We start from the raw sequence: 12943 nt of genomic DNA, 5'->3' as shown, positions 1-12943 counted from the left end.
TGAAATCCGCGATCGTTTCAAGCTACCACTCTGAAATCCGTCGCCGTTTCAAATTACCACGGGCCTGGCTCTGCGCGGCCGAGTGCCACTCTGAAGCAACCGATTCAGCAGCGGCATTTCAGCTGACGGTGCCATCGTCTGCGATTTCTTCCGCCCCGTGGGGGAAAAATAAAAATCATATTCCCCGTCTCCCAACGGGACGCGGTGAGGGTCTGCTTCAGCCCGCTCAGTGCAGCGCTTTGATCGCTTGTTCCAGCCCGCCGAGGGTCAGAGGGAACATTCGGTTTTCCAGCAGCTCGCGGGTGAGCTGAACAGAGGGGGTGTAGTCCCAGCGCTGTTCCGGTTCGGGGTTCAGCCAGACGTGGTGGGGCCAGGTGCGGGTCAAGCGTTGCATCCAGACGGAGCCAGCTTCTTCGTTCCAGTGTTCGATGCTGCCGCCCGGCTGCACGATTTCGTAGGGGCTCATGGTCGCGTCGCCGACCACGATGAGTTTGTAGTCGTGGCCGTAGGTTCGCATCACTTCCATGGTCGGAATCTTCTCCGCATGGCGGCGGCGGTTGTCCTTCCACACACTCTCGTACACGAAATTGTGGAAGTAGAAATATTCCAGGTGCTTGAACTCCGAACGCGCCGCAGAGAACAGCTCCTCGCAGACGCGCACGTGATAATCCATCGAGCCACCGACATCGAGGAACAGCAGGACCTTGATTGCATTGTGCCGCTCGGGCACGAACTTCAAATCGAGCAGCCCCGCATTGCGCGCCGTCGAATCGATGGTGCCATCCAGGTCCAGATGCTCCGCCGCGCCCTCGCGGGCGAACTTGCGCAGCTTGCGTAACGCGATCTTGATGTTGCGCGTGCCGATCTCGACCGTGTCGTCGAGATTCTTGAAGTCACGCTGATCCCAGACTTTGACCGCGCTCTTGTTGCGCGACTCGTCCTGCCCGATGCGAATGCCTTCCGGGTTGTACCCGTAAGCGCCGAACGGCGACGTGCCGCCGGTGCCGATCCATTTGTTGCCGCCCTGGTGCCGCTCCTTCTGCTCGGCCAGGCGTTGTTTCAAAGTCTCGATGAGCTTGTCCCAACCGCCCAGCGCCTTGATCTGCGCCTTCTCCTGTTCGGACAAAACGCGCTCGCCCATGCGCTTGAGCCATTCCTCTGGAATGCTCTTCATCATGGCCTCGAACAAATCCTCGGCGCCCTTGAAGTGCGCCGCGAACGCGCGATCGAAACGGTCGAAGTGCCGCTCGTCCTTCACCAGACAGGCGCGGGACAGATAATAAAAATCCTCCGCACTCGCGCCGGCCACGCGCGCCTGCAATGCCTGCAACAGCGACAGGAACTCGGTGATGGACACCGGCACCCCGCCCTCGCGCAGCTTGAAAAAGAACGGCACCAGCATGGCTCGATCGCTCAGCGGCCGCGACGATTCAAGAACACCAGCTGCTCGAACAGGTGCACATCCTGCTCATTCTTCAGCAGCGCGCCATACAATGGCGGAATCGATTTCTTCGGATCGTCGCTACGCAGCGCCTCGGGCGGAATGTCTTCGGCCACGAGCAACTTGATCCAATCCAGCAACTCGGACGTGGACGGCTTCTTCTTCAGCCCCGGCATCTCGCGCACCTTGAAGAACGCCGTCAGCGCCTCCGACAGCAGTTCCTTTTTCAAGGTCGGATAGTGCACGCCGACGATGCGCTCCATGGTCGTTGCATCGGGGAAACGGATGTAATGGAAGAAACAACGCCGCAGGAACGCGTCCGGCAACTCCTTCTCGTTGTTGCTGGTGATGATAATGATGGGCCGGTGACGCGCCTTGATCCACTGGCGCGTCTCGTACACGTAGAACTCCATGCGATCCAGCTCGTGCAACAGATCGTTGGGAAATTCGATGTCGGCCTTGTCGATCTCGTCCACCAGCAGCACCGGCTGCACGTCGCTTTCGAAGGCTTCCCACAAGCGGCCTTTGACGATGTAGTTGCCGATATCGTGCACCTTCGCCTCGCCGAGTTGCGAATCGCGCAGGCGTGACACCGCGTCGTATTCATACAGGCCCTGCTGCGCCTTGGTGGTCGACTTGATATGCCAGCGATACAAAGGCCGCTGCAACGAGCGCGCCACTTCTTCGGCCAGCTGCGTCTTGCCCGTGCCCGGCTCGCCCTTGACCAGCAGCGGACGGCCGAGCACCACGGCCGCGTTGACGGCCATCATCAAATCTTCAGTGGCGACGTAGTTATCGGTGCCGGCAAAACGTGACATGAACTCTCCGAAATGACGCGCGTGACCCTGAATACTGCAGTCACACCATACCATCGGAGCCGGACGTTTCTAAATGAATTACTGCCTGGCCGCCGCGCCGGGCAGCAGTTTGAGGATGTGTCGCGGTTCTCCCGGCAGCAGCGGGCGCGGCTCGCCGTGCGCCCACGCCTCATGGCCTGCTCCGTAGAACGGCGACAGCGGGTGATCCACCGGCCCGCCGGGCATCTGGAAATATCCCTCGGCCTCGCGCCCCGGCGACACCACCAGGCGCTGCGAGGCGCCGAACGCCGGTCCCTGAACGCGTGGCATGAAAGAATCGCCGGCCAGCGGTTGCGCCGGCATGTCGAGCCAGCGGCCGATGAACGGCACCGCCTGCGACAAGGGATGCCGCATGGCCAGCGTGTTCTGCGCGCCCCAGGTGCACTGACCCAACGTGCCGCATTCCTCGAGCAGCCCTTGAATCGCGGCGTCGACGGACGCCAATAATTCCTCTTCCCAGTTCGCATGACGCGGATCGAGCATGTGCACCGGCCGCCGCGTCACCAACTGCCATAGCGGACCTTCGAACTGCGCCGACGGAGCAAACTTTGTTTCAGGAAACTTCACCCGCGCCACGGCGGTGAGCGACTCGAATACATCCTTGCGAATCTGCAACCGCATCGCTCGCACGAGTCGATAACCGACATCTTCGGCGGCCGCCCGCGCCGACCAGTCTTCCAGATATTTGCGAGCTTCGGCGCGCAGAGGCCGCCCTTTCACCGCATCTTCGTTCAGCAATTCGAGTAGCAGATCGCGCCACCGGATTAGAAACAAAGCCCGATCGTCGAGCTGAATGTTCGCCATGTCCCTGGCGTTCGCGCTATCGAGCGCGAGCAGATCGTCGCGGATCTGCGCGGCGCGCGCGCCATTGTCGTACATGCCATCACCCATGAACGACAACCACGACTCGACATCGATGGTCCGCGCGTTCGCAGTCCACAAGCGACCGGCGGTCGGATCCACGATGCGCGGATATTCCTCTGGTTTGCGCCACCCGACCCAACCCGCGCCCGGCGTGTTCCACAGATACGGCATGGTCGAATCGTACTTGCCTCGCACCGGCACCTGGCCCATCAACGACCAGCCGATGCGCCCGCTGGCGTCGACCGCCAGGAAGTTCTGCACTGGAACGCCGGCGCGATTCGCAGCCGATAACGCCGCTTCGACGTTGTCCGCGGTCTCGAGATCGAGCATGCGAAAGTTGGTCGCCTGCGCGTGGTGTGCGGTCCATGCAAGCGCAAGCGGGCGATTCGCAGCGTCCTCACGAACGATCGGTCCCCAGCGCGTGGTCATGACCGTGAGCTTTTCGGGATCCCCGTCTTTGACGTTGAGGATCTCCTGTCGAACCTCGAAAGGCTCCGAGCCCTCGGGCGTGAGATAACGGGACGCGTCCTTCGGGTCGCGCTCGACGATGATCAGATCGGTCCAGTCTCCGTAACTGTTGGTGAAGCCCCAGGCCACCTGACCGTTGCTGCCGACGATGAGCGCCGGCAAACCTGGCAACGTCACGCCCACCAGATCCCGACGCGCGTTGCCCTCTGCTTCCACGATCATCCGCGCGCGATACCAGACATGCGGCAGTCGCAAGCCGAGATGCATGTCGTTAGCGAGCAAGGCGCCTTTATCGACCGTATGCGAACCAGCCACGGCCCAGCTGTTGCTGCCGAAGAATGTTTTCTCTTCCATCACGCCGTCGGTGCGCGGCGCAGATAGAGCAGCCGACCGTGCAGCTCCGGTGCGCAGATCGAAAATGTCGGCCGATGGAATCGTCGCCGATCGAATGGTGCCACCGGCGATGGGCGCATCCCATTCCGTGCCCAGCGGCGCGAGGAAAGCAAACATGGTCGGCGGCAGCGCTTCATAGAGCTGCAGACGCGCCAACTCGTCCGAGCCGCTCGAGTCGTTCAGATTCAGGTACATCGAGAACGCGACCAGCACCGAATCTTCGGGTTGCCACGCGGCGGGCTGCTCGCCCAGGAGCAGATATTCCCAAGGCTTGGCGCTGGCTTCAGCTAACGCGAAATTCGCGCCGGCCGCGTACGCTTCGAGCAGTGCACGATCGCTCGGCGTCGCCGCCGCTATGACTTCGCGGGCCACCCGACGAAAGCCATGCACCCGCAGCTTGCGATCGGTGTCCAGAACCGCGGCGCCGAGCAACTCGGCCATTTCACCAGCGGCTGCACGTCGCATTAGATCCATCTGGAAATATCGGTCCTGCGCATGCGCGAAGCCGGTGGCAAATGCCAGATCGGCGCGAGTGGTGGCGCGCAGAACGGGCGTGCCCTCGGCATCGCGCTCGATGGATGCAGGAGCAGAGACCTGAGCTGTGATATTGCCCTCGAGCCGCGGCAGGCTGGCGCGCAACGCTAAGTAGACGCCCAGCCCCCCGACCAGGAGAACGATCAGAACAGCGAGCGCAACACTACGCAGCGGGCGAAGCACACGCATGTTTGCTGATGACGCTAGGAGCCTGTACGAGTAATGGGCATCGTCACGAGGACCGCTTCCGATCGAGCAGATTGCCACGATCGTTTCGCGCGCATAGCTTTAGCTATGTAAGCGAAACGATCGTGGCAAGATGCCGATCCGAAGCGGCCGCAGTAGATGGACATTGCTCGTACAGGCTCCTACACGCGTACCTCGAGGATCTTCATCGCATTCGTCTTGCCCGATACGCCCGACAGCTCACCCTTGGTCAGGATGATGCGGTCGCCGATCTCCACCATGCCCTGCTTGAGCATGAGCTTGAAGATGTCTGCGTACAGCAGCTGCGCGTTGGAGTGCGTGATATCGAATGTCACCGGATAAACGCCGCGATAGAGCATGACCCGGCGCCGTGTCTCTTCGTGACGCGTGAAGGCGTAAATCGGAATGTCCGCGCGAATACGCGACATCCACAACGGTGTGGAGCCCGACTCGGTCAACGCCACGATCGCCTTCACCTTCAGGTGATTGGCCGTGTACATCACCGCCATGGCGATGGCTTCGTCGGTCTTCTCGAAAATGCTGTGCTCGGTGCGATGGCGGACCGGCGTGTGCGAAGACTCGTATTTCTCGGCGCCGAGAATGACCTGAGCCATGGTGGCCACGGCCTTCACGGGATACTTACCCACCGCGCTCTCGCCCGAGAGCATCACCGCGTCGGTGCCGTCCATCACGGCATTGGCGATATCCGACACCTCGGCGCGCGTCGGCACCGGATTGTGGATCATCGATTCCATCATCTGCGTGGCGGTGATCACCACGCGATTACGCTTGCGACAGGCGGAGATGATGTGTTTCTGCAGACCCGTCAGCTCGGCGTAGCCGACTTCGACGCCGAGATCGCCACGCGCCACCATCACGGCATCGCTGGCTTGAATGATGCGGTCGAGGTTCACGAGCGCTTCGCTGCGCTCGATCTTCGCAACCAGGTGACCGTGACCGCCGGCGCCACGCAACAACTGGCGAGCCTCTTCCATATCGTGACCGTCGCGGGCGAACGAGACGGCGAGGTAATCGACACCCAACTCGGCGGCAAGCTTGATGTGCTCGCGATCCTTGTCGGTCAGCGCACCGGCCGAGAGGCCGCCGCCCTGCTTGTTGATGCCCTTGTTGTCCGAAAGCTCACCGCCCACCACGACCTTGGTCATGATGCGCGGGCCGTCGACATCCGTGACTTCCAGAACGATCAGGCCGTCATTCAGCAGCAGCGTGTCGCCGGCGCGCACATCCTTGGGCAAATTCTTGTAGGCGACACCCACCGACTTCGCGGTGCCCGACTTCGAGTCCAGCGAGACGTCGAGGACGAAGGGTTCGCCTTCATTCAGGAACACCTTGCCCTCGACGAAGCGATCGATGCGGATTTTTGGGCCCTGCAGGTCGCCGAGCACGGCGACCCACTTGCCGACCTGCTCCGCTACTTCCCGCACCATCTGGACGCGCTTGGCGTGCGCCGCCGCCTCGCCGTGCGAGAAATTCACTCGCACGACGTCGGCGCCGGCGCGCAGCATCTCCGCCAACACCTTGGGGTTATCGGTGGCCGGCCCGAGGGTGGTCAGGATCTTGGTGCGACGGAGCATTGAAACCTCGTGTTGTTAGCGACTGCGCTCTTCCAATACCGCGACCGCCGGCAGTTTCTTACCCTCCAGGAATTCCAGGAAGGCGCCGCCGCCGGTGGAGATATAGGAAATGTCGTCTTCTACACGATATTTCTCGATGGCGGCTAGCGTATCGCCACCACCGGCAATGGAAAATGCGGATGCTTTCGCAATGGCCTGCGCCAGAGTGCGCGTGCCCTCGCCGAACTGATCGAACTCGAACACGCCCACCGGGCCGTTCCAGACGATGGTGCCGGCGTTGGCGAACGAGCGTGCAAACTTTTCAGCCGTGTCCGGACCGATGTCCAGGATCATCTCGTCGGCCTGCACCTTGCTCACCGGCTTCACGTCGGCTTCGGCGTTCGCGGAGAACTCCTTGGCCACCACCACGTCGGTGGGTAGCGGGATCTGCACCTTCAACTCGGCGGAGCGGTTCAGCAGGCCCTTGGCGATATCGATCATGTCCGGCTCGTGCAGCGACTTGCCCACCGGCAGGCCCTGCGCGGCGATGAACGTGTTGGCGATGCCGCCGCCGACGATCAGCGTGTCCACCTTGGACAGCAGGCTCTCCAGCACGGTGAGCTTGGTCGACACCTTGGAGCCGGCCACGATGGCGATCAGCGGCCGCTTGGGTTTTTCCAGCGCGGTCTCGAGCGCCACCAGTTCGTTCATCAACAGCGGGCCGGCACACGCGACCTTGGCGAACTTCGCCACACCATGAGTGCTGGCCTCGGCGCGATGCGCCGTGCCGAACGCGTCCATCACGAACACGTCGCACAGCGCGGCCATTTTCTTGGCCAGGTCTTCCTTGTCCTTTTTCTCGCCCTTGTTGAAGCGCACGTTCTCGAGCAGCACCACCTCGCCCGGCGCCGCTTCGACGCCGTCCAGCCAGTGCTTCTCGAAACGCACCTTGTAGCCCAGCAACTCGGACAACCGCTGCGCCACCGGCGCGAGCGAAAACTCTTCGTCGTACACGCCTTCTTCGGGACGGCCCAGGTGCGACATGACGAGCACGCGCGCGCCCTTCTCTTTCGCCGCCTGGATCGTGGGGAGCGACGCGCGGATGCGCGCGTCGCTCGTGACTACTCCGCCCTGCACCGGCACGTTCAGATCCTCACGGATCAGCACGCGCTTGTCGCGCAGGTCTAGATCAACCATCCGCAAGATGGCCCCAGTCGTAATCATGGTTAGCCCGCCTTCGACCAGGCCACCGTCGTGTCGAGCATGCGGTTGGAGAAGCCCCACTCGTTGTCGTACCACGCGCACACCTTCACCAGCGTGCCTTCGATGACCTTGGTCATGGTGGCGTCGTAGGTGCTCGAAGCCGGATCGTGGTTGAAGTCCACCGACACCAGCGGGCCGTCGCTATACGCGAGAATGTTCTTCAGCGAGCCGTTGGCGGCTTCCTTCATCAACGTGTTGATCTCTTCGATGCTGGTCGCGCGCTTGGCGACGAAGCTCAGATCCACCAGCGACACGTTGATCGTCGGCACGCGCACCGCGAAGCCGTCGAGCTTGCCGTTCAACTCCGGCAGCACCAGACCCACGGCCGCGGCGGCGCCCGTCTTGGTCGGAATCATCGACTGAGTGGCCGAGCGCGCACGACGCAGGTCCTTGTGGAACACGTCGGTCAGCACCTGGTCGTTGGTGTACGAATGAATGGTCGTCATCACGCCGGACACGATGCCGATCTTGTCGTGGAGCACCTTGGCCACCGGCGCCAGGCAGTTGGTGGTGCACGAAGCGTTGGAAATGACGGTGTGGCTCGACTTCAGCGTGTTGTGGTTCACGCCGTAGACGATGGTCGCGTCCACGTCCTTCTCGCCCGGAGCGGAGATCACGACTTTCTTCGCGCCGCCCTGCAAGTGGGCGCTCGCCTTCGCTTTGCTGGTGAACAGGCCGGTGCACTCGAACACGAAGTCGACGCCCAGTTGGCCCCACGGCAGCTTGGCCGGATCGCGCTCGGCGAGCACTTTGATGCGATCGCCGTTGACGACCATCGAGTCGCCGTCGACTTTCACTTCGCCGTCGAACTTGCCATGCACGGTGTCATAGCGCGTGAGATAAGCGTTGGTCTGCGCGTCGCCGAGGTCGTTCAGCGCGACGATTTGAATCTCACTCTGGCGATTCGCCTCGTACAGCGCGCGCAGGATGTTGCGGCCGATGCGGCCGTAGCCATTGATACCAACTTTGATGGGCATTTACGGTTACCTCGTTGAAATCACTGCAGCAGCTTCTGCACGGTGCGGACGACATTATCCGCCGTGAAGCCGAAATGCTTGAACAAATCCTTGGCCACGCCGGACGCGCCGAACGTAGTCATGCCGATGATGGCGCCACGCGGGCCGACGTAGCGGTACCACGTATCCGTCGCGGCCGCTTCGATGGCCACACGCACTTCCACATTACGCGGCAACACCTGCTCACGATAGCTCTCGTCCTGAGCTTCGAACACGTTGGTGCTCGGCATGGACACTACGCGCACTCGCTTGCCGTTCTGTTGCAACAGGCCGGCCGCTTCCACCGCCACGGCCACTTCCGAACCGGTCGCGATCAGGATCACTTCGGGCGCGCCGTCCGAATCCTTCAGCACGTAACCGCCGCGACGGACGTTCGCGATTTGCTGTTCGCTACGCGGTTGCGGCGGCAATGCCTGGCGAGTCAGCGCCAATGTGGTCGGACCGTTACGACGTTCGATGGCGTCCGCCCATGCGATCGCCGTCTCCGTGCTGTCACAGGGGCGCCACACGGTCATGTTCGGAATGATGCGCAGGCTGGGCAGATGTTCCACCGGCTGATGCGTCGGGCCGTCTTCGCCAAGACCGATGGAATCGTGAGTCATGACGTAGATGACCCGCTGCTTCATCAACGCCGACATGCGCATGGCGTTACGCGCGTAATCGGAGAACACCAGGAACGTGCCGCCGTAAGGAATCAGGCCGCCGTGCAAGGCCATACCATTCATGAGCGCGCTCATGCCGAACTCGCGCACGCCGTAATGAATGTAGTTGCCGGAAGCATCGGCGCCCGACATCGAGCGTGAGTCCTTGCGATTCGTGTTGTTCGAACCGGTGAGGTCGGCCGAACCGCCCAGCAACTCGGGCAGGCCGGGGCCGAACGCGTTCAACGAAGCCTGCGAGGACTGCCGGGTCGCGAGCGCCTTGCTCTCCTTCGCAACGTCGGCGACGTACTTCGTCACCACGTCGCCCCAGCTGCTCGGCAACTCACCGGCCTGGCGACGCTCGTACTCCGCCGCGAGCTCAGGAAACTTCGACTTGTATGAGTTGAAGCGCTCTTGCCACTCGGCTTCGCGCTTCGCGCCTTTGTCACGCGCATTCCAACCGGAGCGGATCTCATCGGGAATGACGAACGGCTCGTAGTTCCAGCCCAGGTGCTTTCGAGTCGCGGCCACCTCGTCGGCGCCGAGCGCCGCCCCGTGCGTGGCTTCGGTGCCCTGCTTGTTCGGCGAGCCCCAGCCGATGATGGTCTTGCAGCAGATCAGAGTGGGCTTGTCCGTCTGCGCCACCGCGGCGGCGATTGCTTTTTCAATCGCCGCCGGATCGTGGCCGTCGACATTGGGCACCACGTGCCAGCCATAGGCTTCGAAGCGCTTCGGCGTGTCGTCGGTGAACCAGCCGTGCACTTCGCCGTCGATGGAAATGCCGTTGTCGTCGTAGAACGCGATCAGCTTACCGAGCTTCAGCGTGCCCGCGAGCGAGCAGGCTTCGTGCGACACGCCTTCCATGAGGCAGCCGTCGCCGAGGAACACCCAGGTGCGGTGGTCGACGATCTCATGCCCGGGCCGGTTGAAGGTGCTGGCCAGGTGCTTTTCCGCGAGCGCCATGCCGACCGCGTTCGCCAGGCCCTGGCCGAGCGGACCGGTGGTCGTCTCGATGCCGAGGTGCGTGTCGTGCTCGGGATGGCCGGCGGTGTGCGAGCCGAGCTGCCGGAATTTCTGCAGGTCTTCGAGCTGCAGCGGATAACCCGTCAGGTGCAGCAGCGAGTACAGCAGCATCGAGCCGTGGCCGTTGGACACCACGAAACGGTCGCGGTCCGACCACAGTGGATTGCCAGGATTGTGCTTGAGATGATCGTTCCACAAGACTTCGGCGATATCCGCCATGCCCATGGGCATGCCTGGATGGCCGGAATTGGCCTTTTGCACGGCGTCCATCGCCAGGGCGCGGATGGCGTTGGCGAGCTGCCGGCGGTGCGATGTCTGCATCAGAAAATATCTCGGAAAGTGCTAGGAAGGCTTGCGGCGAGCTCGCCGGAAGAGCCGCGCATTTTGGACTATGGGGGCAGGTGGGGCAATGCAAATGGCAGTCACCGCTGTCATGAGCCCCGGCCTCCGGGAACGAAACGACGCTTCGCCAGTCGGAACTGACAGGTGACGCCATGGCAGGACTGTGTGAGACGAAGCGCAAAACTCGAGGCGCACGACGCTACGAGCCATGCGATTAGACACTGGTCACCTTTTCGCCGCGCCCCCGTTGCTACGATGGTTGTGGCTAAATTGCCTCATTATGTAGCGCGACGAAGTCAGCACGCATGCAATCGGTCAGGCTCATTCAGTTCAGCGATCTGCACTTGTTCGGTGAGGCGAGCGGCCGCCTGCGTGGTGTCGCGAGCCTGCCGGCCTTGCAAGCAGCTGTCGCGGATGCCCAACGTCGGAGCCAGCGCGCCGACGGAGTGTTGCTGACGGGCGACTTGGTGCAGGACGAGCCGGAGGGCTATCGCTGGGTGCGGCAGGTGTTCGGCGCCTCGCGCGTGCCGGTGCTGTGCCTTTCTGGGAATCACGACCTCCCCGATCACATGCGCGCGGCGCTGCGCGGCGGGCCGTTCAAGATCGGCGGCCACACGGAGTTCGGGCGCTGGCTGGTGGTCATGCTGGATTCGTGGGTCGCGAACGACGCCGGCGGGCGCGTCGGCGGCGAGCAGTTGAAATATCTGCGCGAGGTGCTGCGCGCTCACCGCAACCATCATGTGCTGGTTTGCTTGCATCATCACCCCATCGCGATCCGGAGTCAGTGGCTGGATCAGGTCGGGCTGTACGACGCCGACGAATTCATGACCGTGGTGCGCGAGCATTCGAATGTGCGCGGCGTGCTCTGGGGTCACGTGCACCAGTCGCTCGACAGTTTCATTCATGGCGTGCGTTTCATGGCCACGCCGGCCACCTGCGCGCAATTCGTCCCGGGCAGCGTCGACTTCGCCATCGACGACCGGCCGCCCGGCTACCGGATGCTGGAGTTGATGCCGGATGGCGCGATCGCCACCGAAGTGTGCTGGCTCGAAACGTACGCGCATGATAATGAACTCGGGACCGGGCATCCTGCCACGGCCCGAGTTGCGAGTCGGCAAAAGGCGTGACTTTTGCCTCTCGCTCGCCGCCTGCGGCGGCGGGGTACATCCATGTACCCGGGTGGCCCAAGTAAGCGAGAATCTATCTTTGGCCGCTGGGGACCAAGACGAATGAACAAACTACTCGTCGCGCTGTGCGCGCTCTGGTTGAGCGCGGGCGCCAGCGCGGCCGGCCAGCAGCATCACAGTCTCTGGTCGCTCAAGGGCCGGACCAACACCGTCTATCTGCTCGGCTCGGTGCATTTCCTGAGCAAGTCCGAACAATTGCCTGCGGCGCTCGAGGAAGCCTATAAAAACTCCGAAGTGCTGCTGATGGAGATCGACATGGACGATCTCGATCCGGCCGAAACTCAGCAGGTCACGCTCGAGTTGGGCATGCTGCCTGCCGGCCAGTCGCTCGAACAGCAGCTCGGCAAACCCACCTACACACGGCTGGTGACGCGCGCGCAGGACGTCGGCATCGATCCGGCGCTGCTCAATCGCTTCAAGCCCTGGTTCGCGGCCATGACGCTGGTCCAGCTGCAGCTCATGAAAATGGGCCTCGCGCCGGATTCCGGCATCGAGCAACGCTTCACCACGCGCGCCGTGGCGGACAAGAAACCGATCCACGGGCTGGAAACATTGCGCGAGCAGCTCGGCATGCTGGCCGGCCTGCCAGCTCCACAGCAACGCGAGTTCCTGCTCTACAGCATCGACGACGCGGACCGGATCGCCGAGGAGATCGACGAGTTGCTATCGGCCTGGCGCCGTGGCGACAGCAAGGCGCTGGCGGATCTGCTGGCGGAAGGGTTCGAGCAATATCCGGATCTGTACCGGCCGCTGACCACCGACCGCAATCGCCGCTGGGTGAGTCAGGTCGAGCAGCTGCTCGACGATCGTGAGGACTATCTGGTGGTGGTCGGAACGCTGCACCTGGTGGGCAAGGACAGCCTGATCGAGCTGCTCGAAGGCAAGGGCCATAGAATCGTCCAGCATTGAGCCGGACGCTGCCGGCTCAGACTTCCACCATCTCGAAATCTTCTTTGCCCGCGCCACAGTCCGGGCAGCGCCACGACAGCGGCACGTCGTCCCAGCGCGTGCCGGCTGCAATACCGGATGCGGGATCGCCTTTTTCTTCTTCGTAGACGTAACCGCAGATCACGCACATGTAGGCTTTCATTTCGCAGCGCCGGCCGGATCGAGAGTGAAACAAGGGGCCGGAT

10 protein-coding genes are annotated in these 12943 nt (G+C 62.6%); 2 read left to right on the top strand and 8 right to left on the bottom strand.

All coding sequences use genetic code 11. The features are described from left to right. Window positions 1-226 precede the first annotated feature (226 nt). From VGD45_RS29060 to tkt, 7 genes are all read right to left on the bottom strand, one after another. Window positions 227-1402: a VWA domain-containing protein gene (locus tag VGD45_RS29060; protein ID WP_331158900.1), complete on the bottom strand. Its 1176-nt coding sequence runs from the start codon at window positions 1400-1402 to the stop codon at window positions 227-229. Window positions 1403-1413: 11 nt separating this feature from the next. Next, complete coding sequence (locus VGD45_RS29055) at window positions 1414-2259, bottom strand: MoxR family ATPase (RefSeq protein ID WP_331158899.1); 846 nt, start codon at window positions 2257-2259, stop codon at window positions 1414-1416. 78 nt (window positions 2260-2337) lie between these two features. Next, window positions 2338-4746: a penicillin acylase family protein gene (locus VGD45_RS29050; protein WP_331158898.1), complete on the bottom strand. Its 2409-nt coding sequence runs from the start codon at window positions 4744-4746 to the stop codon at window positions 2338-2340. Window positions 4747-4925: 179 nt separating this feature from the next. Continuing rightward, on the bottom strand, window positions 4926-6359 hold the full coding sequence (gene pyk, locus VGD45_RS29045; RefSeq protein WP_331158897.1) for a pyruvate kinase: 1434 nt from the start codon (window positions 6357-6359) through the stop codon (window positions 4926-4928). A 15-nt stretch (window positions 6360-6374) separates the two neighbouring features. Then, the gene (locus VGD45_RS29040; protein WP_331158896.1) at window positions 6375-7562 is read right to left on the bottom strand and encodes a phosphoglycerate kinase; all 1188 of its coding nucleotides are present in this window, start codon (window positions 7560-7562) and stop codon (window positions 6375-6377) included. 2 nt (window positions 7563-7564) lie between these two features. Beyond that, window positions 7565-8578, bottom strand: coding sequence for a type I glyceraldehyde-3-phosphate dehydrogenase (gap, locus tag VGD45_RS29035; RefSeq protein ID WP_331158895.1), 1014 nt, complete (start codon window positions 8576-8578; stop codon window positions 7565-7567). A 20-nt stretch (window positions 8579-8598) separates the two neighbouring features. Beyond that, window positions 8599-10602: a transketolase gene (gene tkt / locus VGD45_RS29030; protein ID WP_331158894.1), complete on the bottom strand. Its 2004-nt coding sequence runs from the start codon at window positions 10600-10602 to the stop codon at window positions 8599-8601. Window positions 10603-10928: 326 nt separating this feature from the next. Between tkt and VGD45_RS29025 the strand changes: the two genes are divergently transcribed. Then, window positions 10929-11750, top strand: coding sequence for a metallophosphoesterase (locus VGD45_RS29025; RefSeq protein WP_331158893.1), 822 nt, complete (start codon window positions 10929-10931; stop codon window positions 11748-11750). 102 nt (window positions 11751-11852) lie between these two features. Further along, window positions 11853-12719: a TraB/GumN family protein gene (locus tag VGD45_RS29020; RefSeq protein WP_331158892.1), complete on the top strand. Its 867-nt coding sequence runs from the start codon at window positions 11853-11855 to the stop codon at window positions 12717-12719. 16 nt (window positions 12720-12735) lie between these two features. Here the strand turns inward: VGD45_RS29020 and VGD45_RS29015 are convergent, their stop codons facing one another. Continuing rightward, window positions 12736-12900, bottom strand: a complete 165-nt coding sequence (locus VGD45_RS29015; protein WP_116810406.1) for a rubredoxin — start codon at window positions 12898-12900, stop codon at window positions 12736-12738. Window positions 12901-12943: the final 43 nt, after the last annotated feature.

This window comes from Steroidobacter sp. (assembly GCF_036402275.1).
In the GTDB taxonomy this organism is placed as follows: Bacteria; Pseudomonadota; Gammaproteobacteria; order Steroidobacterales; family Steroidobacteraceae; genus Steroidobacter.
The sequence above is the reverse complement of the archived record's forward strand: the minus strand, read 5'-3'. Positions and strand labels throughout refer to the sequence as shown.

Coding starts and splice junctions, on each gene's coding strand:
- VGD45_RS29015 (WP_116810406.1), bottom strand. CDS start 12,900: ATGAAAGCCTACATGTGCGTGATCTGCGGTTACGTCTACGAAGAAGAA.
- VGD45_RS29060 (WP_331158900.1), bottom strand. CDS start 1,402: ATGCTGGTGCCGTTCTTTTTCAAGCTGCGCGAGGGCGGGGTGCCGGTG.
- VGD45_RS29025 (WP_331158893.1), top strand. CDS start 10,929: ATGCAATCGGTCAGGCTCATTCAGTTCAGCGATCTGCACTTGTTCGGT.
- pyk (WP_331158897.1), bottom strand. CDS start 6,359: ATGCTCCGTCGCACCAAGATCCTGACCACCCTCGGGCCGGCCACCGAT.
- tkt (WP_331158894.1), bottom strand. CDS start 10,602: ATGCAGACATCGCACCGCCGGCAGCTCGCCAACGCCATCCGCGCCCTG.
- VGD45_RS29020 (WP_331158892.1), top strand. CDS start 11,853: ATGAACAAACTACTCGTCGCGCTGTGCGCGCTCTGGTTGAGCGCGGGC.
- gap (WP_331158895.1), bottom strand. CDS start 8,578: ATGCCCATCAAAGTTGGTATCAATGGCTACGGCCGCATCGGCCGCAAC.
- VGD45_RS29050 (WP_331158898.1), bottom strand. CDS start 4,746: ATGCGTGTGCTTCGCCCGCTGCGTAGTGTTGCGCTCGCTGTTCTGATC.
- VGD45_RS29040 (WP_331158896.1), bottom strand. CDS start 7,562: ATGATTACGACTGGGGCCATCTTGCGGATGGTTGATCTAGACCTGCGC.
- VGD45_RS29055 (WP_331158899.1), bottom strand. CDS start 2,259: ATGTCACGTTTTGCCGGCACCGATAACTACGTCGCCACTGAAGATTTG.